This window comes from Microbacterium sp. NPDC055903 (assembly GCF_053615555.1).
In genome coordinates, this window is record NZ_JBSHCA010000001.1 from 1,264,236 (window position 1) to 1,287,385 (window position 23,150).

The 23,150-nt window shown below is 67.8% G+C and carries 20 protein-coding genes; 10 read left to right on the forward strand and 10 right to left on the reverse strand.

The features are described 5' to 3' along the window. Nucleotides 1-151: 151 nt before the first annotated feature. The 5 genes from ACWGJP_RS05770 to ACWGJP_RS05790 form a co-directional block, all read right to left on the reverse strand. The gene (locus ACWGJP_RS05770; RefSeq protein ID WP_452328797.1) at nucleotides 152-1,792 is read right to left on the reverse strand and encodes a dipeptide ABC transporter ATP-binding protein; all 1,641 of its coding nucleotides are present in this window, start codon (nucleotides 1,790-1,792) and stop codon (nucleotides 152-154) included. Next, entirely contained in the window at nucleotides 1,792-2,781 is a 990-nt protein-coding gene (locus ACWGJP_RS05775) for an ABC transporter permease (protein ID WP_452328798.1), read from the reverse strand. The genes ACWGJP_RS05770 and ACWGJP_RS05775 overlap by 1 nt, the downstream gene beginning before the upstream one ends. 2 nt (nucleotides 2,782-2,783) lie before the next feature. Beyond that, nucleotides 2,784-3,878: an ABC transporter permease gene (locus tag ACWGJP_RS05780; protein ID WP_452328799.1), complete on the reverse strand. Its 1,095-nt coding sequence runs from the start codon at nucleotides 3,876-3,878 to the stop codon at nucleotides 2,784-2,786. Nucleotides 3,879-3,973: 95 nt separating this feature from the next. Further along, the gene (locus ACWGJP_RS05785) at nucleotides 3,974-5,605 is read right to left on the reverse strand and encodes an ABC transporter substrate-binding protein (RefSeq protein WP_452328800.1); all 1,632 of its coding nucleotides are present in this window, start codon (nucleotides 5,603-5,605) and stop codon (nucleotides 3,974-3,976) included. A 171-nt stretch (nucleotides 5,606-5,776) separates the two neighbouring features. Then, the gene (locus ACWGJP_RS05790; RefSeq protein ID WP_452328801.1) at nucleotides 5,777-8,587 is read right to left on the reverse strand and encodes a polysaccharide lyase 8 family protein; all 2,811 of its coding nucleotides are present in this window, start codon (nucleotides 8,585-8,587) and stop codon (nucleotides 5,777-5,779) included. Between the two features lie 218 nt (nucleotides 8,588-8,805). On the opposite strand from ACWGJP_RS05790, the gene ACWGJP_RS05795 reads away from it, so the two are divergent. The 6 genes from ACWGJP_RS05795 to ACWGJP_RS05820 all read left to right on the forward strand — a co-directional run bounded on the left by ACWGJP_RS05795 (nucleotide 8,806) and on the right by ACWGJP_RS05820 (nucleotide 15,382). After that, nucleotides 8,806-9,642, forward strand: coding sequence for an IclR family transcriptional regulator (locus tag ACWGJP_RS05795; protein WP_452328802.1), 837 nt, complete (start codon nucleotides 8,806-8,808; stop codon nucleotides 9,640-9,642). After that, on the forward strand, nucleotides 9,639-10,775 hold the full coding sequence (locus ACWGJP_RS05800; protein ID WP_452328803.1) for an amidohydrolase family protein: 1,137 nt from the start codon (nucleotides 9,639-9,641) through the stop codon (nucleotides 10,773-10,775). Before ACWGJP_RS05795 ends, ACWGJP_RS05800 begins: the two co-directional genes overlap by 4 nt. After that, complete coding sequence (locus tag ACWGJP_RS05805; protein WP_452328804.1) at nucleotides 10,772-12,076, forward strand: 2Fe-2S iron-sulfur cluster-binding protein; 1,305 nt, start codon at nucleotides 10,772-10,774, stop codon at nucleotides 12,074-12,076. Before ACWGJP_RS05800 ends, ACWGJP_RS05805 begins: the two co-directional genes overlap by 4 nt. 128 nt (nucleotides 12,077-12,204) lie before the next feature. After that, on the forward strand, nucleotides 12,205-13,533 hold the full coding sequence (locus ACWGJP_RS05810) for an ABC transporter substrate-binding protein (RefSeq protein ID WP_452328805.1): 1,329 nt from the start codon (nucleotides 12,205-12,207) through the stop codon (nucleotides 13,531-13,533). Between the two features lie 8 nt (nucleotides 13,534-13,541). Beyond that, a complete protein-coding gene (locus ACWGJP_RS05815) occupies nucleotides 13,542-14,483 on the forward strand; it encodes a carbohydrate ABC transporter permease (protein WP_452328806.1) in 942 nt (313 codons plus the stop codon). Continuing rightward, nucleotides 14,483-15,382: a carbohydrate ABC transporter permease gene (locus ACWGJP_RS05820; RefSeq protein WP_452328807.1), complete on the forward strand. Its 900-nt coding sequence runs from the start codon at nucleotides 14,483-14,485 to the stop codon at nucleotides 15,380-15,382. The genes ACWGJP_RS05815 and ACWGJP_RS05820 overlap by 1 nt, the downstream gene beginning before the upstream one ends. Before the next feature lie 27 nt (nucleotides 15,383-15,409). On the opposite strand, the gene ACWGJP_RS05825 is transcribed toward ACWGJP_RS05820, so the two are convergent. The 5 genes from ACWGJP_RS05825 to ACWGJP_RS05845 all read right to left on the reverse strand — a co-directional run bounded on the left by ACWGJP_RS05825 (nucleotide 15,410) and on the right by ACWGJP_RS05845 (nucleotide 20,733). After that, on the reverse strand, nucleotides 15,410-15,889 hold the full coding sequence (locus tag ACWGJP_RS05825; RefSeq protein ID WP_452328808.1) for a hypothetical protein: 480 nt from the start codon (nucleotides 15,887-15,889) through the stop codon (nucleotides 15,410-15,412). A 74-nt stretch (nucleotides 15,890-15,963) separates the two neighbouring features. Continuing rightward, a complete protein-coding gene (locus ACWGJP_RS05830) occupies nucleotides 15,964-16,353 on the reverse strand; it encodes a DUF779 domain-containing protein (RefSeq protein ID WP_452328809.1) in 390 nt (129 codons plus the stop codon). A 116-nt stretch (nucleotides 16,354-16,469) separates the two neighbouring features. Next, nucleotides 16,470-18,020 carry an acetaldehyde dehydrogenase ExaC gene (gene exaC, locus ACWGJP_RS05835; RefSeq protein ID WP_452328810.1) on the reverse strand — a complete coding sequence of 517 codons (1,551 nt, stop codon included), beginning with the start codon at nucleotides 18,018-18,020 and terminating at the stop codon, nucleotides 16,470-16,472. A 294-nt stretch (nucleotides 18,021-18,314) separates the two neighbouring features. Further along, entirely contained in the window at nucleotides 18,315-19,637 is a 1,323-nt protein-coding gene (locus ACWGJP_RS05840; RefSeq protein ID WP_452328811.1) for a GAF domain-containing protein, read from the reverse strand. 154 nt (nucleotides 19,638-19,791) lie between these two features. Then, on the reverse strand, nucleotides 19,792-20,733 hold the full coding sequence (locus ACWGJP_RS05845) for an alcohol dehydrogenase catalytic domain-containing protein (protein WP_452328812.1): 942 nt from the start codon (nucleotides 20,731-20,733) through the stop codon (nucleotides 19,792-19,794). 162 nt (nucleotides 20,734-20,895) lie between these two features. Between ACWGJP_RS05845 and ACWGJP_RS05850 the strand changes: the two genes are divergently transcribed. From ACWGJP_RS05850 to ACWGJP_RS05865, 4 genes are all read left to right on the forward strand, one after another. Next, nucleotides 20,896-21,501, forward strand: coding sequence for a hypothetical protein (locus ACWGJP_RS05850; protein ID WP_452328813.1), 606 nt, complete (start codon nucleotides 20,896-20,898; stop codon nucleotides 21,499-21,501). A 142-nt stretch (nucleotides 21,502-21,643) separates the two neighbouring features. Next, entirely contained in the window at nucleotides 21,644-21,985 is a 342-nt protein-coding gene (locus ACWGJP_RS05855) for a PadR family transcriptional regulator (protein WP_452328814.1), read from the forward strand. Then, a complete protein-coding gene (locus tag ACWGJP_RS05860) occupies nucleotides 21,985-23,001 on the forward strand; it encodes a hypothetical protein (RefSeq protein ID WP_452328815.1) in 1,017 nt (338 codons plus the stop codon). The genes ACWGJP_RS05855 and ACWGJP_RS05860 overlap by 1 nt, the downstream gene beginning before the upstream one ends. Beyond that, nucleotides 22,998-23,144, forward strand: coding sequence for a hypothetical protein (locus ACWGJP_RS05865; protein WP_452328816.1), 147 nt, complete (start codon nucleotides 22,998-23,000; stop codon nucleotides 23,142-23,144). Before ACWGJP_RS05860 ends, ACWGJP_RS05865 begins: the two co-directional genes overlap by 4 nt. Nucleotides 23,145-23,150: the final 6 nt, after the last annotated feature.

Consider the following 23,150-nt stretch of genomic DNA (forward strand, 5'->3'; position numbering starts at 1 on the left):
CACGCCATGGGGGTGGTCGCTGCAGCTGGGGACTCAGCTCCCACCCCATCCCCCCTCGGGAAGACACCGGAGCCGACTGGGGATCGGCATTCCGTGGCGTCGTGGGAACGCTACCGCGCCGGACGTTGCGCAGAGTTGCAGGATGCCGGGCTCAGACCGCCTCTCCGGCCGCCCAACGAGCGCGGCGCTCCGCCTGCTCGGCGGGGTCGGGCACGGGCAGCGAAGCGAGCAGGCGGCGGGTGTAGTCGTCCGCAGGGTCGCCCAGCACACGCGCCGAAGGACCTGCCTCGGCGATCTCGCCCTGGTGCAGCACGACGACCGTGTGCGCCAGCATGTCGACCACGGCGAGATCGTGCGTGATGAAGAGGGTCGCGAAGCCGAACCTCTCCTGCACCTCGCCGAACAGCTCGAGCACCTTCGCCTGCACCGACACGTCCAGCGCGCTGGTCGGCTCATCCGCGATGAGCAGCTTGGGCTCGAGCGCCAACGCCCGCGCGAGCGAGGCGCGCTGACGCTGTCCACCGGACAGCTCGTGCGGGTAGCGATCGCCGAAGGCGGCCGGCAGCTGCACGGCCTCCAGCAGCTCATCGACCTTCGGCCTGGCATCCGAGGCGTCCTTCGCGACGCGATGGACGATCAGCGGTTCGGCGACGTTCTGCGCGATCGTCAGCAGCGGGTTGAAGCTGGTACCCGGATCCTGGAACACGAAGCCGATGTCTCGGCGCAGCGGCCGGAACCGCCGTTCCCTGACACCGAGCATCTGCATGCCGAGCACCTCCAGCGATCCACCGGAGATCGGCGCGAGACCGGCGATGGCTCGGCCGATCGTCGTCTTCCCGGATCCGCTCTCGCCCACCAGGCCCACGACCTCGCCGGGCGACAGGGTGAAGCTGACTCCCTTGACCGCCTGGAACGCGGGGCGTCCGAGCCGGCCGGGGTACTCGATGACGAGATCCTCGGCGATGACGAGCGGCGCGGCATCGGATGCCGGGAGCACCCGATCCGCGATCTGCAACCGCGGCACCGCCGCCAGCAGGCGCTGGGTGTACTCGTGCTGCGGTGCGGAGAAGAGTTCCGCGACGGGCGCCGTCTCGACGAGCTCGCCGTTCAGCATCACCGCGACGCGATCGGCGAGATCGGCCACCACGCCCATGTTGTGCGTGATGAGCACGATCGCGGTGCCCTCCTCGTCGCGCAGCGTCCTGAGCAGGTCGAGGATCTCGGCCTGCACCGTGACGTCCAGCGCGGTGGTCGGCTCGTCGGCGATGATCACCGCCGGCTTCAGTGCGAGCGCCATCGCGATGACGATGCGCTGCTTCTGCCCACCGGAGAACTGATGCGGGTAGTCGTTCACCCGCCGCTCCGGCTCGGGGATGCCGACGCGGCGCAGCATGTCGATCGCAACGGCCTTGGCCTCGGCGCGGCTGACGCCGCCGTGAGCGCGCAGCCCCTCGGCGAGCTGCCACCCGACCGAGAACACGGGGTTCAGCGCACTGGAGGGCTCTTGGAAGACCATGGCCGCCTTGGTGCCGCGCACCGCGCGGAGGCCGGCGGCGTCCAGGCGGGTCACGTCAGCGCCGTCCAGGATCACCGCCCCCGACGTCTGCGCCGTCTCGGGGAGCAGCCCCAGGATCGAGCGCGCCGTCACCGTCTTGCCGCTGCCGGACTCGCCCACGATCGCGAGCACCTCGCCGGCTCGGACATCGAGGCTCACGCCGCGCACGGCGTGCACGTCGCCGCCGTCGGTGGCGAAGGTGACGTCGAGATCGCGGATCTGAACGGCGGATGCCATCACTGCACCTCTCCCATGTCTTCACGCGCCGCCGGCTGCGTGGCGGCGACGGCGTCCGCGGGCGTCTTACCCGCTCGGCGCCGTGCGCGCAGGCGCGGATCGGCGAGATCGTTCAGGCTCTCGCCGATGAGCGTGATGCCCAGCACGACGACGACGATCGCGAGCCCTGGCGGGATGGACGTCCACCAGATGCCCGCAGCGACGTCGCTGATCGACTTGTTGAGATCGAAACCCCATTCAGCGGCGGCGGTCGGCTCGATGCCGAAGCCGAGGAAGCCGAGTGCCGCGAGCGTCGAGATGGCCTCCGCTGCGTTCAGCGTCACGATCAGCGGCAGCGTGCGCGTAGAGTTGCGCAGCACGTGGCGGAACATGATGCGGGTCGTCGGTGCGCCGATCACCCGAGCCGACTCGACGAAGGCCTCCGCCTTGACCCGGAGGACCTCGGAGCGCACGACCCGGAAGTACTGCGGCACGAAGACGACCGAGATCGAGATGGCGGCTGCGAGAACGCCGGGCCAGAGGCCGGACTGGCCGCCGCTGATCGCGATGGCAGCGACGATGGCGAGCAGGAGCGTCGGGAAGGCGTAGATCGCATCGGCGACGACGACGAGGATGCGGTCGACCCAGCCTCCGAGGTAGCCGGAGACGAGGCCGAGCAGCACGCCGATGATCACCGAAAGCGTCACGGCGACGATGATCACCAGCAACGCGGTGCGCGACCCCCAGATGACGCGGGAGAGCACGTCGTAGCCGCCGACCGTGGTGCCGAGAAGGTGCGCCGCGCTCGGCGGCTGCTGAGCACCGAAGTTGCCGTCATCGCCACCGAGCTGGTCGTAGCCGTACGGCGCGATCAGCGGAGCGAAGAGCGCCACGACGAGGAACAGCCCGGTCATCACGAGGCCGGCGACGAGCATCCCGCGCTGCAGCCCCACGCTCTGACGGAGCTGGTGCACGACGGGAAGGCGCGAGAGGAGGGAGGTCTTCGCCATGATCAGTACCTCACCCTCGGGTCGACGAAGGCGGCGATGATGTCCACCAGGAAGTTCGTCACTGCGACGATCACGGCGATCATCGCGACGATGCCCTGCACGGCGACGAAGTCGCGCGCGCCGAGGTAGGCGGCCAGCTGGAAGCCGAGCCCCTTCCATTCGAACGTCGTCTCCGTCAGCACGGCCCCGCCGAGCATGAGCGCGATCTGCAGGCCGATGACGGTGATGATCGGGATGAGCGCGGGCCGGTAGGCGTGCGTGCGCACCAGGCGGCCCTCGCCGACGCCGCGCGAGCGGGCCGCGTCGATGTACGGCATGTTGTAGGTGCCGATGACGTTCGTGCGCACCAGGCGCAGGAAGATCCCGGCGGTGAGCAGACCCAGCGTCGCTGCGGGGAGGACGGCATGCAACAGGACGTCCTGCACGTAGGCGGGGTTGCCGGAGGCGATGGCGTCGATGAGGTAGATCCCCGTTCCGCCCTCGCGGCTGAGCGCGATCTCCGTGCGGACGTTCGCCCTGCCGGAGACCGGAAGCCACCCGAGCCAGACGGAGAAGATCAGCTTCGCGACGAGTCCGGAGAAGAAGACCGGCGTCGCGTAGAAGAGGATCGCGGAGACGCGCAGCGTCGCGTCCGGCCAGCGGTCACGCTTGGCCGCGGCGACCATGCCGAGCGGGATGCCGACGATGAAGGCCACGATCAGCGCGTATAGCACGAGCTCGAGCGTCGCGCTGCCGTAGGTGAGCAGCACCTCGACGACCGGACGGTTGTCGGTGATGGTGTTGCCGAAGTCGAAGGTGAAGATCTGGCCGAGGTACTCGAAGTACTGCACGAGGATCGGCCGGTCGTAGCCGGCGGCGTGGATGCGCTCGGCGAGCTGGTCAGGGGTGAGCTGCCCGCCGAGGGCTGCGGTGATCGGGTCGCCGGTGAGCCGGATCAGGAAGAAGACGACCGTGACCAGGATCAGCACGGTGGGGATCATCAGGAGGAATCGGATGAGGATGTATCGGCCCAGCGAACCGCCGCCGGAGCGGCGGGTGCTGCGGGGCGGAGGCGCGGCGGGCTGCGTGCCCGCCGCCGTGGCGACGTCGCTCGTCATGGGTGGATCCTTCGCGCGGTACGCCGGATCCGCCCCGCTTCCGACCACGGCTCGATGAGCCTGTCGAAGCGGGACGGATCCGGCGTTTGTCGCTGTTAGTTGGTGATCGGGGCGAAGCGGAGCTTGAACGATGCGTCGAGGATGACGCCGTCCACGCCCGTGCCCGCCACCGCGACCTGTGCGCCCTGCAGGAGCGGGAGCGTCGAAAGGTCCTGAGCGACGAGCTCCTGGATCTGCTCGATGTCCGCCGTGCGGGTCGCCGGGTCGGTCTCGACCGCCTGCTGGAGGATCAGCTCGTTGACCTCGGGGTTGTCGTAGTGGTTGCCGAGGAAGTTCTCCTTGAGGAAGAACGGCGTGAGGTAGTTGTCCGCGTCGGAATAGTCCGGGAACCAGCCGAGCTGGTAGGCGGGGTACACGTCGGCGGTGCGGTCCTCGGAGTACTGCACCCACTCGGTCGACTTCAGGTCGACGGTGAACAGGCCGGTCTCCTCGAGCTGCGACTTCACCAGGGCGTACTCGTCACCGGACGAGGGGCCGTAGTGGTCGGGGCTGTACTGCAGGCTGAGCGAGACCGGGGTCTCGACGCCGGCGGCCTCGAGGGTGGCAGCGGCCTTGTCGGCATCCGGACCGCCCTCGCCGTCGCCGTAGAGGCCCTTGAGCGCCTCGGTCGCGCCGGCGAAGCCCTCGGGGACGTAGGAGTACAGCGGGGTGTAGGTGCCCTTGTAGACCTGCTCCGAGATGGCGTCGCGGTCGACGATGTCGGCGACGGCCTGACGGACGGCGAGAGCCTTGGCGGCATCCGCTTCGGGGGTGCTGGCGCCGTAGGGCTGCGTGTTGAAGTTGAAGACGATGTAGCGGATCTCGCCGCCGGGGCCGTCGATGACCTGCACGTTGTCGTTGCCGGAGAGGTCGTCGACATCCGTGGCCGAGAGGCTGCGGTACGCCACGTCGACGTCGCCCTCCTGGACGGCGAGCTTCAGGTTCGAGGACTCCGCGAAGTACTGCAGCACGACGCTGTCGTTGACGGGGGCGTCGAGCAGACCCTGGTAGTTCTCGTTCGGGATGAACTCGACGGCCTTGTTGAAGTCCCACGAGCCGATCGCGTAGGGGCCGCCGAACGCGTTCGCGTCGACGATGTCCTGGTCGGGGGTGAGCTCCGTGGCCGAGAAGGTCTCCTCGTCGACGATGGCGCCGGGGAAGCTGGTCAGGATGAAGGGGAAGACCTGGTCGTTCTCTGTCTTCAGGTGGAAGACGACGGTGGTCTCGTCCGGCGTCTCGACGCTGTCGAGGTTGTAGAGCAGGCTGGACGCGCCGTTCGGGTCGGCGATGGCGAGGTTGCGCTCGAAGGAGAACTTGACGTCCGAGGAGGTCAAGTCGTTGCCATTGGCCCACTTGAGACCGGCTGGCAGGGTGACCGTGTACTCGGTGGGCGCGGTGAACTCGGCAGACTCGGCGAGGTCGGGGACGACCTCGGTGCTGTTGTAGTCCGTGTTGACCAGGTACGGGAACACCTGCGTCTGCACGGCGAGGGAGCCGTTGTCGTAGGAGCCGGCCGGGTCGAGGGTGGTGACCTTGTCAGTGGTGCCGACGATGACGTCGCCGCCCCCGGTGCTTCCCTCATCGCCGTTGTCGCCGCCGGCTGCGCAACCGGCGAGGACCAGGGATGTGACGCCGATGGCGCCGATGGCGAGGCCGAGGCGGCCGCGCATGGTGTACTGCAGAGACATGAATCTCCCTCATCTGTGAAGGTACTGCTGCGGCCGGATCGGGTGGATCGGCCCAAGGCACCATCATGCACACGCATGGGAGCGGATGCCGAGAGGCGGACGGAATTCGTAACGAGACCGAAACCCGTGCCGAGCGGAACCGGGGCTCAATCGTCGGCGCTGCGCCGTCGGTCATGGCACGGTCGCGCTGATACTCACCTCGCCGAGGGCGGGAGCGTAGATCCTCGTATCGTTCGCGAGAGTGAACCGCACCCACTGGGTGCCTGCGGGGAACACGCCGGACGTCGTCGGATTCGTCCGCCGCCAGATCCCACCCGTCGCCGTCCCCGGCGGGATCACCACCGACGCGGGCTGCCACGTCGTCCCATCCACCGACGTCGCCACCTGGAACTGCGACGCCGAAAGCGCCCCCGCCGAGAACACCACCGCCTCCGCAGAAACCGCCCCGTCGAACTCGTACACGATCGACTGCGCCGTATTAGACCCGCTCCGGATCGCCCGAGACGCATCCCCCTCGAAATACAGATCCGCGTTCAACACCCCGAACGTCATGCCCGCCGAATGGCTCGCACTCAACGACCAGTCATCCAACGGATCGCGCAATTCCGCGGTGGCGGCGGTCCCGTCCTCCAACCTGAAGTGGAAGGAGGCGCCCCGGGCGCCGGCGACGTCGATCTGGACGGCTGATCCTCCGACGGCGGTGACCGCAGCATCCTCGCTCACGAGCGTCCACGGCTCGCCGGCGAGCTCGATGCGAACGCTCGTCTGGTCGAAGGACGGCGAAGACACGGCGACGTCCCATCCCGTGCCGTCCCGCTTCAGCATCACCGATCCCGGGGTCGTGCTCGTGAGAACCGTCGTCGCATCGACAGAGACGCTGCCACCGGTCGCAGCGAAGAAGTTGGCGGCGACCGTGCCGTCGTCATGCGCGGCGGCGTGCACAGTCGGCGTGTTCGCCAGGATCGTCACCGGGTTGTCCGCCGCGTAGGCGGATGTCTCCGCCGGCGATGACGCGGGAAGCAGGATGTACTCGTAGGACGCATCGGACGGGTTGGCTCCGTGTCCAAGCCAGAACGTGTTGAAGGTGTTCGATCGCGGGGTCGTGTCGTTGTACGGCGAGAGTGAGTTCAACGTCGCCCACGTCCCTGAGCGCGTATCGCGCTCGCCTGCGACGGATGCGGATCCGGGGAAGACGTACCCGACCCCGGAACCCGGGGTGCTGCCCGCGAGGTTCATCCACTCCACATCCGAGAAGGTGCTGGCCCAGTCCGCACCATTGGGCACCGCGACCCCGTCGACGACGAGCGCGTTGCCGGCCGCGCCCGAGAGCCGGCGGTTGTCGACGATCGTCTCGACCTGCTTGCCGGAGGAGTCGTCGATGTTCGATCCGAGCGCCACGATCTCCTCGTCGAAGAGGAACCAGGACTTGTTGGCGTGCAGCGTGTTTCCCGGAGGAGCGAGCATCATCGTCGCCGATCCCGAGAGGCCATCGAGATCGACGCCCCCGACGAAGCTCGACGTGCTCAGCCCTGATGCCACGTTCGTGTTGGCCTGCACCGTCGTGCCGGGCAGCCGATAGGGGTCCACGGTGGGCCAATAGTGGTTCGAGAACTGGTCGAGGTCATCCCCGCTGTACAGGTAGTACATACCGTCGGCGGTGTGCCAGGCGCGACGGTTCTCGCCGTTGATCATCTCGTAGTTCTTGACCCGGTTCGAGTGCATCGCCAGCGTGAACTGGAAGTCGGGACGCGCCATTGCCACCCTGTCCATGACCGGGTAGACCGCCACCGACGACGACGACGGCCATGCGGTGATCGCGGGATCATCGATGAACGTCAATGCCTCGGCGATCGCGAAGACGGATGCGCGTTCGTAGAAGTCGCTCTGCGGCACGGCGCTGAGGATCCACCCCTTCAGATGGCGTCGCAGACTCAGCTGTTCGACCGCGCCGAGCGTGCTGCTCAACTGGATCAGGGCCTCCATCGCGGCGACGCCGGTGACGTGATCGAGATCCTGGCCTCGCGCGATGTTGCGTCCTGCCAACGACGGGTTGATGACGCCACGGTGGATGACGGGGACGTACGACTCGAACGCCCATGTCGCGACATTGGCGACGCGCGGATCAGTGATCGTCCAGGGCGTGCCCTGGAGCCACTGGAGCATCCGCACGACGCCGCTGAACCACGAGAGCCCGTAGCCGGTGGTGTACGGGAAGTAGTTGTGGTCGATGAACGAGCCGTCGGCGAAGTAGCCGTTCTGGCCGAGGGTGGCCTGGGTGTTGAGCATCGCGAGGACGGCGTTCGATCCCGTCGTCAGCACGCCCTCATCACCTGTCAGCGCTCCGCGGGCGATGAAGATGCGGGCGTCCCAGGCGCGGTTGGTGCTCGCTCCGTGGCTGATCGTCGGATTGAAATGCGCCACGGCGGCCATCCATGCGCTCACGTCGCTGCTGGCGAGATGGTCACGCAGCATGATGACGGAGTTGATGAGGGGCAGCGGGCCGCCCAGCTCCCAGGGGAACCAGTTGTCGGATGCCGTGATGCCCGGGTTGTACCAGGTGTCATACATCCACTGGAGCGCCTCTACGGCATCCGAGCGGAGGGAGGCGTTCTGGAAGTACAGCGAACCGGGCGTCGAGACGGCCCGCGCAAGGGTCTCGATGCGCAGGTAGTTCGTCGCGATGTACTCGCTCCCCGCACCAGAGGACGTTGGAGTGATATCTGACCACAGGTAGGTCCGATCGACATCCGTGTCCAGCGCGCTCCAGGCGTCCTCCGCGGCCGTGTCGATCCGGGCGAGTGCGGCGTCGAAGCGCGGGTCCAGCGGGTCGAAGTCGCCTCCTGTGAGCTCCGCCTCCATCGCAGCGAGAACGGTGTCGAAGTCGCCTGGATCAGCTGCAGCCGCCGGCGGGGCCCCCGGAATCAGGAAGGCGGCGCCCAGCACCGCAGCGAGCGCGGCAGCGGCGCCAGAGATACGTCTCATGAACCGACTCCTTCGTGAGGTTCCTACGCGGTCCTGGTTCGGGCGACGGCATCCAGGATGAGGCCGATCATGGCATGCGGCGCAGCACCGAGGTAGCGCGACCTCACCTCATTGCGGCAATGCTGAATGGGAAAGTCGGCGGCATCGGAAGTTCCGAGAATCCGACAATGTCGGATGACTTGTTGTGATGCGGGATAGCTCCTCGTACCGTCATGGGCATGACAGGCACAACGAATGTGCACGGGGACACCACCGAACCCCGCGGCGGAGTCCAGGCGGTCCACCGGGCCCTCGACATCCTCGAGATCGTCGCCCGGACCGACGTTGTCGGCGTGACCTCCGCTGCCGAACAGCTCGGTCTGTCCGTCTCGACAGTCCACGGCCTCATGCGCACACTGGCCACGCGCCACTACCTGCTGCGCGTACCCGGCGGCTACCGGATGGGACCCGCGTCCGCCGTGCTGGGGTCGCAATGGCGGGCCTCACGCGTGCTGACTCCGGTGATCGAACCCGTCCTCGAGCGGCTGAGCGCTGCAACAGGCCTTGCAACGACCGCCACCGTTCTCGAGGGCAGGGAGGCGCATCTGATCGCCGCGACGGAGGGCGCCGGTCCGGTCAGCGTGCGGATCAACCGCGAGGACTGGCGCGACCCGCTGACACTGGCAACGGGCAGACTGCTCGTGTCATACACCTCGAAGCACTCTTGGCGCAGTTTCCTCGAATCCGCCACGCCGGACAGTGTGCAGCGCTGGGAGCAGGAGCTGTCCCGCATGCGTTCGCGCTCCGTCGCCGTGAAGCTGACGGCCGACCCCCGCGAAGCGGTGAGCATGGCCGTGCCCGTGCTCGGCGCAGGCGACGTCGTCAGCTGCGCGATCGGCTGCTTCTGTCCTGCGTTCCTGGCCGGCGATCTCTTCAACGACGACGTCCTCGAGCACCTCTGGCTCGCTGCCTCCGACGCTTCGAAAGCCCTCGGCGGCAACGCGCCCCGCCGACCGACGCTCGACTTCACCTCACTCACAAGCGCACTCCCGAAAGCGATGGTCACAGCACGATGAGTTCCGAACTTCGTCTCGTGGTAGACACCGACGTGCACAACGAGCTTCCCGATCTCGCCAGCTACCTTCCCAAGGCCTGGCGCGAGGAGTGGGGCTACTCGGGGCTTCCCGCGGGCAAGTACGGCAACCCTCGTGGCGGCGTCGCACGTCATGACGTCACCCCGCCCAACGGCGGCCCGCCTGCCAGCGATCCTTACTTCCTGATCAGCGACCACCTGGATCGCTACGACATCGACTACGCGATCCTGACCGGCCCCCATCAGCTCGCGCTCGGCACCGATGCGGACTACATGAACGCGATCGCGACCGCGCACAACGACTGCACGCGCGAGGTCTGGCTTCCGGTCTCGAACCGGTTCCGCGGGTCGATCCTCATCAACGGCGACGATCCGATCGCCGCAGCCGAGGAGATCCGCCGGTGTGCCCGCGACGACCGTTTCGTCCAGATCATCGCGTCAGCGGCCACCCGCAAGCCTCTCGGTCAGCGCGACTACCACCCGATCTTCGAGGCAGCGGTGGAGGTGGGCCTTCCCCTCGCCGTCCACCCGGGAACCGAGGGCGCCGGAACTGCGTGGCCGCCCACATCCGTCGGCTGGCCCAGCCGGTACATGGAGTGGCACAACATCCTGCCGATCACCTACATGGCGCAGATCAACAGCCTGGTCACCGAAGGTGTCTTCGAGAAGTTCCCCTCTCTGAGATTCATCGCCATCGAGGGCGGAACGGCGTGGCTGCCGCATCTGATGTGGCGGATGGACAAGAACTTCAAAGCGCTTCGCGACACGACCCCGTGGCTGAAGCGACTGCCGTCCGAGTACATCCTCGATCACGTCCTCCTCACGACCCAGCCGCTCGAGGAGCCTTTGCGCAACGGCGAGCTCGAGCAGATTCTCGACATGATCGACGCCGGACGAACGCTGATGTTCTCCTCCGACTACCCGCACTGGGACTTCGACAACCGTGACCTGATCCTCACGTCGCTGAACCCCGCGATGCGGGACCGCATCATGGGGCAGACGGCGATGGAGGTCTATGGCCTCCGCTCGCGCCCCGAGCGCGAAGATCTCCCACCTCACTTGGACTCGCCCTGGGCCGGACGCGCCGAACGGCCAGCCCTGGAGGCCGTCGAATGAGCCGTCAGCCGCTGGCCGAGGTGGCCGACGTCCCCCTGCAAGGCGACGGAGCGCTGCTGCGCGACGTCGACGGCGTCGAGGTCGGCCTGTACCGAGTCGGCGAGGAGATCGTCGCCTGGCGCAACATCTGCCCGCACGAGGCGGCCCCGGTGTGCAGAGGACGCGTCGCCGGTACCCGCCTGGAGTCGCTGGTCTACGAGTACCGTTACGGCCGCCACCAGGAGATCCTCCGATGCCCATGGCACGGATGGGAATTCGACCTCTCGACCGGCGAGCATCTCTCCCCCGGATCGTCCGCTCGGCTGCGCAAGCATCCTGTCGACGTCATCGACGACGAGATCTACGCCCGTAACGCGACTGCGCAGGGCTCGGCGATCGAGCTGACGGTCTCCGGGCGAAGGCAGGTCGCCCGCGATGTGATCGAGCTCACGCTGGCGCCCGTCGATCCGCGCGAGCTCCCCGCATGGGCGCCCGGTTCACACGCAGAGCTCCGCCTGCCGTCGGGGCTCGTCCGTCACTACTCGCTGTGCGGATCGCCCAGCGAGCGGGGTGCGTACACGATCGCCGTCCAGCACGAGCGGGACGGCCGGGGCGGCTCCGCCGAGATCCACGACGCGGTCGGTGTCGGAACAGGCGTCGAGCTCTTGGCCGTTCGCAATCGCTTCCCCCTCGTCTACGCTCCGTCCTATCGGCTCATCGCGGGTGGGATCGGCATCACCCCGCTGCTGCCGATCGCCAGACTGCTCGCCCGCCGCGGTACCCCGTTCACCCTTCTGCACCTCGTGCGGGATCGAGCGACTCAGGGATATCACGACGAGGTCGAGCGGCTCGGCGGAGTGGTGATGGAGACGAGCACTCAGGGCCGACCGGACCTGGAGGCCTTCCTCTACTCGGCCGCTCCAGGCACGGCGGTCTACTGCTGCGGGCCCACCGGGCTTGTCGAACGCGTATCCGCAGCCGCCGACGCCGCCGGGCTGGCGTTTCACAGCGAAGTGTTCACTCCTCCTCAGGCGCGCGCGGATCACTTCGCCGATCCGGAGGCGTTCGATCTCGTCCTCGGCCGATCCGGAGAGCGGATCCATGTCCCTGCAGAGAGCTCCGCACTCGACGCTCTGCGCGACGCGGGCCATCCAGCCGCATCGTCATGCGAGGAGGGGTGGTGCGGATCCTGCGAGGTCGGAGTCCGAGAAGGATCCGTCCTCCATCGTGACCGCGTGCTCACGGACGCCGAACGTGACGCGGGGACGAGCATGATGCTCTGCGTCAGCCGAGCCGAGACGGAGGTCGTGATCGATCTCTGAACCACACTGCCCCCCATAAGACCCTGCCCATCTACACCCTGCCCATCGTCCGGGGCACGCACCACACCCGCACGGACACCGAGAACGCATCACCCGAGAACAGCAAACCCAGATCTCAAGGAGGAGAAATGACGAAGGCCTTTCGCCGGCCCCTGGTCGTGACGGCAGCCGCCGCACTACTCGCAGCCGGACTCACGAGCTGCACGTCAGCACCACAGGAGGCACCCGCCGCGGAATGCACTCCGTCGGATGGGCCGGTCACGTTGACGTACTGGAGCTGGTCGTCGCAGGCTCAGAACTTCGTCGACACGTTCAACGCCTCGCATCCGGATATCCAGGTCGACCTCAAGGTCGTGTCAGGCGACACCGCGTACCAGAACCTCTTCAACGCGCTCAAGGCCGGCACCGCCCCGGACCTCGCGATGGTCGAGTACCAGGCGCTGCCCAACGTTCGGCTGCAGGACGGGCTGGAGGACGTCTCCGCCTGCGACCCGGTCAGCGATCTCAGCGATCGCATCTACCCCTGGACGTACGAGCAGGTCAGCCTCGGCACGGATGCCCTGTACGCAGCTCCCGTCGATACCGCACCACTCGCCCTCTTCTACCGCACAGACGTCTTCGAGGCCGCCGGTCTCGACGCACCGACGACCTGGGAAGAGTACCGTGAGGTCGCCCAGCAGCTGGACACCAGCGGCGTTCCCGTGGCGAGCTTCGCCCCTGGCGACATGAACCTCCTGCTGAGCCTCATGTGGCAGGCGGGCGCGGCGCCGTTCCAGTACGAGGGCGACACGTTCACGTTCGATATGACGGACGAAGCCGCCGTCACCGTCGCCGATTACTGGCAGGGGCTCATCGACGACGGACTCGTCAACACGTCACTGGAGCCGTTCAGCCCTGACCAGTTCAAGGCATGGAACGACGGCGCGATAGCCACCATCGTCGGACCCGTGTGGATGTCTCGGGTGCTCGCGACCAACGCCCCGGACTCCGCCGGGAAATGGGCGGTGGCCCCCCTCCCGCAGTGGGATGCCGGCGCCCCCGCATCCGCGAACATGGGCGGCTCATCCGCTGCGGTCATCGCAGGGACCGAGCACCCGTACGAGGCCGCTGTGTTCCTGGACTGGATCTCGTCGTCGGCCGAGGCCGCCCCGATCGTGTACCAGGCTGGCGGTCTGCCCGCCAGCGACCTCGATGGCGATGACGAGCAGCTCAGTGCGCCGAACCCCTTCTACGCCGAGCAGCCGATCCTCGAGGTGTTCACAGAATCGTCCGCGATCGTGGGAACGAACTGGAACTGGGCGCCGAACATCACCAACGTCACGCAGTACATGAAAGACGCCCTCGCCGAGGCGATGGGTGGAGGCGGAACGCTCACAGACGCCCTCGCCGCCACCCAGGAGCGGGCAGCGGACGATCTGCGCGATCAGGGTGTGGACGTGGCAGTGGTCGGCGGATGAGCACGACCATGACCGAGGGCTCCCGTCCCCAGACGGACGGGGGCCCTCAGCCCATCGAAGACTCGGCGCGCACGCGGGTGCGCATCCGGAGACGGACGCTGCTCGTGCGTCTGGGATTCCTCGGACCGTTCTTCACGCTCTTCGCGCTGTTCTTCGTCGTCCCGATCATCAGCGCGCTCTACCAGAGCATGTTCCGCATCGTCCGCGAGGACGGGATCTTCGGCGAGATCGGCACCCGGTTCGTCGGCCTGGAGCAGTATGCGAAGGTACTGACGGACCCGGAATTCCTGTCCGGCGCCGGACGTGTCGTCCTTTTCACGCTCATCCAGACTCCGCTCATGGTGGGCGGCGCCGTTGTGCTCGCGCTGCTGCTGGATGCCGCGAGCCCGAAGGTGGCGGCCGTCTTCCGCAGCATGTACTTCCTCCCCTACGCCGTGCCGGGAGTCATCGCGGCGCTGATGTGGGGTTTCCTGTACCTGCCGGCCTTCTCGCCGCTGGGCAACCTGGGCATCGAGATCGACATCCTCGGAACCGAGCTGGTCCTGCCCGCGATGGCCAACATCGGGCTGTGGACGTACGCCGGCTACAACGTGATCCTCGTCGTCTCGGCGCTGTCGGCCATACCGGAGGACCTCTTCGAAGCAGCACGCATCGATGGGGCGTCGAGCTTCCGGATCGCGGTGTCGATCAAGGTTCCGTTCATCATGCCCACGGTGTATCTCGCATCGGTCTTCACGGTGATCGGTGCGCTGCAGTGGTTCACCGAGCCTCAGGTCCTCCAGCGGCTGTCGAGCGTCATCACCTCCGGGTACACCCCGAACATGCTCGCCTACAGCCAGGCCGCGAGCAACAACTACAACTACGCCGCCGCGGTATCCGTCACGCTGGCCGCCATCACCTTCGTGATGTCGATCGGATTCATGCGGCTCATGCAGAGGAAAGCCTTCTGATGTCGACTGCAACCCGCACGATCGTGACCGGAGAGCGGACTCCGCGCAGAACCGCACGAGAAGCCCCCGGTGGGTGGGGACTCGTGCGCACCGCCCTGCTCGCGCTCTTCGCCGTGTACTTCCTCCTGCCGGTGGTCTGGCTCTTCATCGCCTCGTCGAAGTCGGGCGGTGAGCTCTACTCGACGCCTGCCCTCGCCTTCGGGAGCTTCCGACTGCTGGAGAACCTGCAGGCTCTGCTCGCCTACGACGATGGGATCTTCCTTCGCTGGGCAGCCAACAGCCTGCTCTACGCGGGCGGCGGGGCCCTCGGAGGCACCATCATCGCGGGCATGGCCGGTTACTACATCTCGAAGTACCGCTTCCGCGGCAACGGAGCCCTGTTCATGATGGTGCTCGGTGGTGTGATGGTCCCCACGACTGCGCTCTCGCTGCCCCTTTTCCTGATGTTCGCTCAGGCGGGAATGACGAACACCGCATGGTCGGTGCTTCTGCCTTCGCTGGTCACGCCGTTCGCTTTCTACCTGAGCAAGATCGCCGCGGACGCCACCGTTCCGGACGAGCTCATCGAAGCGGCCCGGCTCGACGGCGCCGGCGACTTCCGGATCTTCTTCACACTCGCGTCCCGGCTGATGCTGCCGTCGTTCGTCGCGGTCTTCCTCGTCAAGTTCGTCGGCATCTGGAACAACTTCCTCCTGCCGGTGCTCATGCTCCAGGATCAGGACCTCTACCCGCTCACGCTGGGCCTGTATGTCTGGAACGGTCAGATCCCGCAGACGCCCGAGCTGCAGACGCTGGTCCTGGTGGGGTCGCTCATGTCGATCGCGCCGCTCATCGTCTGCTTCCTGTGCCTGCAGCGGTTCTGGCAGCGCGGAATCGGCGCCGGCGCCGTGAAGGGATGAGGACGGTTCCGGATGCGCTGGTACCGGTCACCCGTCAGCTCCAGTGCGAAGGCTGCCGCGGAGCCGCGGCGGTAGTCCGCGGATGCGACCCGCGCTGCGCGACCGGGCGACGGTCAGCGGTCCGAGGACGAACAGGCCCGAAATCGCGATGAAGACGCCCGTTCCCACGAACGCGCCGGGGTCGCGGTCGGCGGTGTGCCAGCCGGTCCAGAAGTAGCCGCTCTGAATCGCCGGCGAAGACACCAGCACCAGGGCCACCGGCGCCCAACGGCTCCAGCCGCTCGGCTGCATCAGCGCCGCGACGATCGTGAGGGCCAGCGCGACCGGCCAGACCGCCGTGGCGAGGCTGCTGATCGCGTTGTCCTGAACGCGCTCCACGCACGCCGGGTCCCAGATGAGGTAGCCGTCCGGGATGCATGGCGCCCAGTACTGGATGTAGAAGGCGGCGGTTGCCGCGCCACCGATGAGCAGCAGAATTCCGATGGCTGCAAGCCAGAACGATCGCATATCGTCTCCCCAGAACGATGGATGTGCCCGTGACGCTACGCCGCGCCCCTTTCCGCGTCAAGGTTCGGCGACGCTCACGCCAGTCCGAAGTATGTCAGTTCCGCGTCGTTGAGCATCCGAGAGCGGATGAGGAAGCGCATCCCCGTCGGCCCCTCGACGCTGAAGCCCGCCCCGCGCCCCGGAACGACGTCGATCGTGAGGTGCGTGTGCTTCCAGTACTCGAACTGCGACTCGGACATGTACACCTCGATCGGCGCGTCGAGTCCGGCATCCAGGGTGCCGAGGAGCACGTCGCTCGGGCCGATGAGGAACATGCCGACGGGGTAGCACATGGGCGATGAGCCGTCGCAGCATCCGCCCGACTGGTGGAACATCAGCGGCCCGTGCTGCGCGGTCAGCTCGCGCAGGAGCGACGCCGCGGCATCCGTGACGTCGACCCGGTGATAGGTGCCGATGCGGACCATGATGTCTCCTCTCCGTGTGGTGTCGGATGCTTCGACAAGCTCAGCAACCTGCTTCGCCCCCCGCTCGCTGAGCCCGTCGAAGCGATCGCTCGCTGAGCCTGTCGAAGCGCGCCCGATCAGAAGAAGCCCATCGGCCCCTCGGCGTACGAGACGAGGAGGTTCTTCGTCTGCTGGTAGTGGTCGAGCATCTTGAGGTGGTTCTCGCGTCCGATGCCCGACTGCTTGTACCCGCCGAACGCGGCGTGGGCGGGGTACTGGTGGTAGGTGTTCGTCCACACCCGGCCGGCCTCGATCGCCCGGCCTGCCTTGTAGGCGATGTCACCGCTGCGACTCCACACGCCGGCGCCGAGGCCGTACAGGGTGTCGTTGGCGATCGAGATCGCGTCGTCGAAGCCGTCGAAGCTCGTCACCGAGAGCACCGGGCCGAAGATCTCCTCCTGGAAGATCCGCATGTCGTTCGTGCCCTCGAACACCGTCGGCGCCACGTAGTACCCCTCACTGAGGTCTCCGCCGAGATCCACCCGCTCCCCGCCGGTGAGCAGCCGCGCGCCACCCTGCGTGCCGATGTCGATGTAGCTGAGGATCTTCTCCAGCTGGTCGTTGGATGCCTGAGCGCCGATCATCGTGTTCCTGTCGAGCGGGTTGCCCTGGATGATCTTGCCGACCCGGTCGAGCCCGTCGGCGAGGAACGTGTCGTAGATCGAGCGCTGGATGAGGGCCCGGGAGGGGCAGGTGCAGACCTCGCCCTGGTTGAGGGCGAAGAGCGTGAAGCCCTCCAGCGCCTTGTCGTAGTAGGGATCGCTCGTGCTGCGCGCGACGTCCTCGAAGAAGACGTTGGGCGACTTTCCGCCGAGCTCGAGGGTGACCGGGATGAGGTTCTGCGAGGCGTACTGCATGATGAGCCGACCGGTCGTGGTCTCGCCGGTGAAGGCGACCTTGCGGATGCGCTTGTGCTGCGCGAGCGGCGCCCCCGCCTCGATGCCGAAGCCGTTGACGATGTTCACGACGCCCGCGGGCAGCAGATCGCCGATTATCTCGAAGAGGAACAGGAGGGATGCCGGGGTCTGCTCGGCTGGCTTGAGCACCACGCAGTTGCCTGCGGCGAGCGCCGGCGCGAGCTTCCATGTCGCCATGAGGATCGGGAAGTTCCAGGGGATGATCTGTCCGACCACGCCCAGCGGCTCATGGAAGTGATAGGCGACGGTGTTCTCGTCGAGCTGGCTGATGCCGCCCTCCTGCGCACGCAGCACGCCGGCGAAGTAGCGGAAGTGGTCGACGGCGAGCGGGATGTCGGCGGCGAGCGTCTCGCGCACCGGCTTGCCGTTCTCCCAGGTCTCGGCGACGGCTATCGCCTCGAGATTCTGCTCGATGCGATCGGCGATCTTGTTGAGGATGATGCTGCGTTCGGCGGGGGTCGTCTTCTTCCACGATTCGAACGCCTGCCATGCGACGTCTACGGCACGGTCGATGTCCTCCGCCGTCCCCCGGCCGACCTCCGTGAACGGCTTGCCGTTGACGGGGCTGAGGTTCTCGAAGTACTGCCCCTTGACGGGTTCGACGAACTCTCCGCCGATGTAGTGCCCGTAGCGCGGGCGATAGTTCGCGATGGCACCCGGCTGCCCCGGGGACGCGTACGCGGTGGACACGCTCTCTTCGACGATGGTCATCATGTCTCCTTCGACGGGGATCGCAGCGGCGGTGCTGCGTCGTTTTCGTCGACGGTAGGCCGCGCGGGGTTGCGCACGGATGCGCAACGTTGCAGTCCGTTGCGGATGCGGCGCCCTCACGCATCCCCGCGCGAGATCGAAAACCCCCCGGACGATCCCCACGCGAGATCGAAAACGCCCTGGAGGACGCCCTTTCCGGGGCCTTTTCGATCCCGACAGCAGCAGGCGGGTGCTTTTTCGAGCCCGCACCTCACGCGGGGGCCGGTGCGGGGTTCCGCGGCCCGAGGCAGATGCTCAGCCCTGGGCGAGCTTCTCGATGCGGCTGACGATCCCTGCCCTGCGCGGCGAGCGCGCGGGGAGCATCTCGAGGCACAGCCGGAGGATCTCCTCATCCTCCGCGCCCTCGGGGATCTCGGCGTAGGCCAGCAGCACGTCCACACTCGCCTCGGTGAGCATCGCCTCGCGCAGCGCCGCCCGCACGCTGTCGCGGAACTCCTCGACGCCCGGCGCCGTGGACTCCGGGAGCACAGGGCCGCGGTACGCCGTCAGCGCGACCCGGTGGGCACCGCGGTCGAGCAGCATGAGCACATCCTGAGCATCCGTCTCCAGCGGAATCGTCAAGCGGTAGGGGCGCGACTCGGGGGCGAGCTCCGGGGAGACCTTCTCGAGCACCTTGCGCAGCCGGACGATCTCGGGGCGAAGCGTGTCCGGCGAGGCCGCCTCCCCGTAGACGAGCTCGCCCAGGCGGTCGGCGGAGAGACCCTGTCGGTGCACCGCGAGCATGAGGAGGATCTCGGCGTGCCTGGCGCTGAGCTCGACGACGGTCTCCGCCTCCGGCCCTGTCACCTCGAGCCGCGCGCGGTCGCGTCCGAGCACGCGGAGCGAGGCGCGCGTGGCGACGGGCTTGCGGCGCGGTGCACGTGCGGGATGCTGGGCGGCCCTGGCCTTCAGCCGTGCGACCATCAGCTCGGATTCCACCGCCCGCACCGTGGCGTCGATGAGAAGGCGTGCCTGCGGAGTGGCCACCTCCGGCCCGCCCGTGACGTCGATGACGCCGAGCACCCGGCGGGTCTCCGGATCGAAGACGGGAGCGGCAGAGCACGACCACGGCTGCACGAGCCGGTTGTAGTGCTCGGCTTGATGGATCTGCACGGGTTCGCCGAGCACCAGGGCCGTGCCGGGGGCGGTCGTGCCGATGGCCTCCTCCGACCAGTTCGCGCCGGCGACGAAGCCCATCTCGCCCGTCATCACCCGCGTCCGCAGATCCCCCTCGACCCAGAGCAGCCGCCCCGCGTGATCGCCCACGGCGACGAGGACGCCGGAGTCCTCGGGGTCGCCAGGCAGCAGCAGGGCGCGGATGGTCTCCATCGCGGATGCCAGCGGATGCTCGCGCCGGTACTCCTCGAGCTCCTCCGTCGAGAACGCGACAGGCGGGATGCCCTCGGCGCCGACGCGGAGCTTCCACGCGCGCTCCCAGGAATCCCTGACCACGGGCCTGATCTGCTGCAGCCGATGATCGTCGAAGTTCCCCGCCACGAGCTCCTCATGCGCACGCTCGATGAGCAGACGCGACGCCTGCGGTGAGATGTCGCGCGACGATGACCACGGCGATGACACGAGGGGTGTCTCCGATCGACGGTGACGAAGCTAAGCCCCAGTGTAGAACTCGCGCAACCGCGCGCAACCTTTTCTTTCCGGCGGACTCCCTGCCGCATCCGAGGGCGTCCGGACCGCGACCCCGGGGCGCGCCGGCACCCGGGGTCGCCCTGGATCAGTCGAGGATCGCGACCAGTCGGCCGTTGACCTCGCCTCGCTCCAGACGACCGAGACCGTCGGGGATCTCGTCGAAACCGATCGCCTCGGCCTTGACGCTGAGCTGCCCTGCGGCGATGAGGTCGATCACCGCCTGCAGGTGGGCCGGGTCGCCGATCGGTGTCGAGCCCTGCAGGTCCACGGCCTTGCCCACGAGGTCGATCGCGTCGAAGGTGACCTGCGCCTTGCCGAGGCCGACCAGCACGACGCGTCCGCGCGGCTTGACGGCCTTGATCGCACCGGCCGTGGTGGTGCTGAATCCGGCGAAGTCGACGATGACGTCCAGGTCGAGACCCTCGAGCTCGGAGACGTCGGCGAAGACATCGGCGAGGCCGTTCGCCCTGGCGGTCTCCCAGAGGGCTTCACGGGGCTCGACGCCGTAGACCGTTGCGCCGGTCACGACGGCGATGCGTGCACCGGTCATGCCCAGGCCACCGAGACCGACGATGCCGACCCGGTCGCCGGCCTTGATCTGCCCGGAGACGATGGTGCCGGTGTACGAGGTCACCCCCGCGTCGGTCGCCGCAGCGGCCTGCGCCCAGTCCATGCCCTCGGGGAGGCGGACGAGCTTGGATGCCGTGCCGATGATGTACTCGGCGTAGGCGCCGTCACGAGTGACTCCGGGCGCGTCGTCTCCGGAGACCGCGCCGGCGACATGGTCGCCGACAGCCCACCCTTCGACATCGGGGCCGATCGCCTCGATGACACCGGACGCCTCGTGCCCGAGGATCACCGGGAGCGGGACGGTGAAAGGGATCACGCCTTCGATGTAGCCGACGTCGCTGTGGCAGAGCCCTGACGCCTTCACTTTCACGAGCACCTGGCCAGGGCCGGGCGTCGGCGTCGGAACATCCGCCTGACGGAGCGAACCGTGGACCTCGTCGAGGACCCATGCCTTCATTGCTGTTGCCTTTCATCCGTTCTTCATTGGACGGCAGCCACTGCGGCTGGCGTGGCAGCTGGTGGGAGCAGAGGGATACTGTTCCTCTGGCCGCAGCGTGGGGCTGCCAGGGTCAACGATACGCCTCGAATAGACAGTGTCCATTCGAGAGGGAGCAGGATCATGAGTGCAGCACAGGCGAGCACGCGCAGCGAGCGCGGGGCCGCGGACGACCCTCAGGTCCACGAGACCAGGCGTCGTCTGGTGCAGGCACTCCGGGAGGCCGCGGAGGAGGACCGCGCCTCGGTCAGCGTCACGTGGCTGTGCACCCGAGCCGGAGTCGCGAGGAGCACCTTCTACACGCACTTCGCGACGGTGGACGATCTGGCGGTGTTCACCATCGTGCAGGCGTTCGCCGCCGCGGCGGATGCCGACGTCGCTCGCCGCAGCGCGCACGACGGGCAACGCACGGCGATCACGCGAGCCGGCCTCGAGCGGGTCGTGGACGCCTTCGAGTCGACGCGCGACGACATCCTCTACGCCGTGCGACTCGGATCCCGCCCTGCCGTGATCGAGCGACTCATCGCGGACTTCGCTCGGTTGACGCGTCCCACGATCCGCACGGAGCTGGCCTCCCACGGTGAGGCCGCCCAGAACCTGATGGCCGAGTTCGTCGGGGCCGGCACCGTGCACGCCGTGCTGCGCTGGATGGAGCACGGCGGGATGACCAGGAGCGCGCTCATCGATCAGCTCGTCGAGATGCTGCCCGCCGCCCTCACGCGCGACTGAACAACCGGCCCCCACGGTCCGGATTCACGCGCCTCGGATCAGCCCTGCACGACGTCAGGACGGGCGCGACACGCGGCACACAATGGCGCGTCGCGCACTACTGTGCAGTGCGTGGTAGTGTGCATCGCGACAGAGGAGTTCCATGGACACCACGCAATTGCTCAAAGGCGTACTCGACGTCGCCGTTCTCGCCGTGCTCCGCCAGGAAGACGGATACGGCTACGACATCGTCCGTCGCCTGCGCGACGCCGGGCTCGGCGACGTCGGCGACGCTTCGGTCTACGGCACCCTGCGGCGGCTCTACGCTGCGGGGTCGCTGTCCAGCTACGTCGTGCCCTCCGACGGCGGGCCGCACCGCAAGTACTACGCGATCAACCCGCAGGGGAAGGCGTCCCTCGCGGAGCAGGCGGCCACCTGGTCGGACTTCTCCACAGCGATGACCAGCCTTCTCGAACCAGCATCCCCCACGAACGGAGCCGAGTGATGAACACCACAGACGCATCGCTGGACGAGCGCATCCGCGCCTTCGCGGCTGCCGTGCGCGCCCAGCTGGACGACCTGCCCGCCGAGGACGCCGACGACATCACCGCCGGCCTCGCGGCCGACCTCGCGGATGCCGCGGCCGACGACCCCGCCGCCATCGACCTGGACGACCCGACCGGCTATGCCGCAGAGCTGCGCGCAGCCGCAGGCCTCCCGCCGCGCGGCGAGCGTCCGGCACGGCTCCCCGTGTCCACCAGGGTGAAGCAACGCCTCGCCTCGCTGAACGCGACGATGCGCGAAAGCCGCTTCGGCGCCTGGCTGCTCGACCTGCTCCTCGCCCTCCGGCCGGTGTGGTGGGTGCTGCGGGGGCTCTCGGTGTACGGAATCATCCAGGCGATCACCGGGAGTCTCGCGGCGGGCTTCTGGCCGAGCTCACCTCTCGGCGTGCTGCTCCTGGGCGCGATCGTCCTGGTGAGCATCCAATGGGGTCGCGACCGCTGGCTTCCGAAGAACGCACTGCGGCATGCGCGCACCGTGGTGAGCGTCATCGCCGTGATCGCCCTGCCGTTCACGACGGTCTGGATGGTCTCTCAGCAGGTGCAGTACGTCTCGGACGAGTACTACGCCCCCGATGGGCTGCTCCTCGACGGCGTGCAGGTGGGGAACATCTTCGCCTACGACGCCGACGGCGAGCTGATCCCCGATGTCCAGCTCTACACCGGCAAGGGCACGCCGCTGAATCTGAACGGCGCATCGAGCGGGGACTTCGACTACGGCTGGTTGGACGACAGCGAGTCGATCACCGTTCCCCTGCGGGATGCCCGCGGCCAGGCGATCTGGAACGTGTATCCCCTGCAGCAGGCGACGCTCGGCGACGACGGCGAGATCGACGAGTCGACGCTCGCACCGGCCCCTGCCCCCTTCGTGCGCGCGCCAGGGCTGCGCGAAGCATCGGATGCCGAGGAGCAGCCGACCCCGTCGCCCACCCCGACCCCGACGGTCGAGCCCACGCCATGAGCACCGTCGACCAGGGCGCAGACGCTCGCATCCTCCGCCCGTCCTCGCTGACGGACCCTGTGGAGCGGATCGTCTCGATCGACATCACCCACCTCGTGACTGCGGCTCTCGGCGCACCGGACCCTGCGTCCGACGGCGGGTGAGCAGGG

Bases quoted from the DNA above. Each gene is read 5' to 3' on its own strand.
- ACWGJP_RS05830 (WP_452328809.1), bottom strand. From the start codon at position 16,353: ATGGTCCGCATCGGCACCTATCACCGGGTCGACGTCACGGATGCCGCG.
- ACWGJP_RS05770 (WP_452328797.1), bottom strand. From the start codon at position 1,792: ATGGCATCCGCCGTTCAGATCCGCGATCTCGACGTCACCTTCGCCACC.
- ACWGJP_RS05865 (WP_452328816.1), top strand. From the start codon at position 22,998: ATGAGCACCGTCGACCAGGGCGCAGACGCTCGCATCCTCCGCCCGTCC.
- ACWGJP_RS05790 (WP_452328801.1), bottom strand. From the start codon at position 8,587: ATGAGACGTATCTCTGGCGCCGCTGCCGCGCTCGCTGCGGTGCTGGGC.
- ACWGJP_RS05805 (WP_452328804.1), top strand. From the start codon at position 10,772: ATGAGCCGTCAGCCGCTGGCCGAGGTGGCCGACGTCCCCCTGCAAGGC.
- ACWGJP_RS05825 (WP_452328808.1), bottom strand. From the start codon at position 15,889: ATGCGATCGTTCTGGCTTGCAGCCATCGGAATTCTGCTGCTCATCGGT.
- ACWGJP_RS05820 (WP_452328807.1), top strand. From the start codon at position 14,483: ATGTCGACTGCAACCCGCACGATCGTGACCGGAGAGCGGACTCCGCGC.
- ACWGJP_RS05800 (WP_452328803.1), top strand. From the start codon at position 9,639: ATGAGTTCCGAACTTCGTCTCGTGGTAGACACCGACGTGCACAACGAG.
- ACWGJP_RS05775 (WP_452328798.1), bottom strand. From the start codon at position 2,781: ATGGCGAAGACCTCCCTCCTCTCGCGCCTTCCCGTCGTGCACCAGCTC.
- ACWGJP_RS05785 (WP_452328800.1), bottom strand. From the start codon at position 5,605: ATGTCTCTGCAGTACACCATGCGCGGCCGCCTCGGCCTCGCCATCGGC.
- ACWGJP_RS05780 (WP_452328799.1), bottom strand. From the start codon at position 3,878: ATGACGAGCGACGTCGCCACGGCGGCGGGCACGCAGCCCGCCGCGCCT.
- ACWGJP_RS05860 (WP_452328815.1), top strand. From the start codon at position 21,985: ATGAACACCACAGACGCATCGCTGGACGAGCGCATCCGCGCCTTCGCG.
- ACWGJP_RS05795 (WP_452328802.1), top strand. From the start codon at position 8,806: ATGACAGGCACAACGAATGTGCACGGGGACACCACCGAACCCCGCGGC.
- ACWGJP_RS05855 (WP_452328814.1), top strand. From the start codon at position 21,644: ATGGACACCACGCAATTGCTCAAAGGCGTACTCGACGTCGCCGTTCTC.
- ACWGJP_RS05815 (WP_452328806.1), top strand. From the start codon at position 13,542: ATGACCGAGGGCTCCCGTCCCCAGACGGACGGGGGCCCTCAGCCCATC.
- ACWGJP_RS05845 (WP_452328812.1), bottom strand. From the start codon at position 20,733: ATGAAGGCATGGGTCCTCGACGAGGTCCACGGTTCGCTCCGTCAGGCG.
- ACWGJP_RS05850 (WP_452328813.1), top strand. From the start codon at position 20,896: ATGAGTGCAGCACAGGCGAGCACGCGCAGCGAGCGCGGGGCCGCGGAC.
- ACWGJP_RS05810 (WP_452328805.1), top strand. From the start codon at position 12,205: ATGACGAAGGCCTTTCGCCGGCCCCTGGTCGTGACGGCAGCCGCCGCA.
- exaC (WP_452328810.1), bottom strand. From the start codon at position 18,020: ATGACCATCGTCGAAGAGAGCGTGTCCACCGCGTACGCGTCCCCGGGG.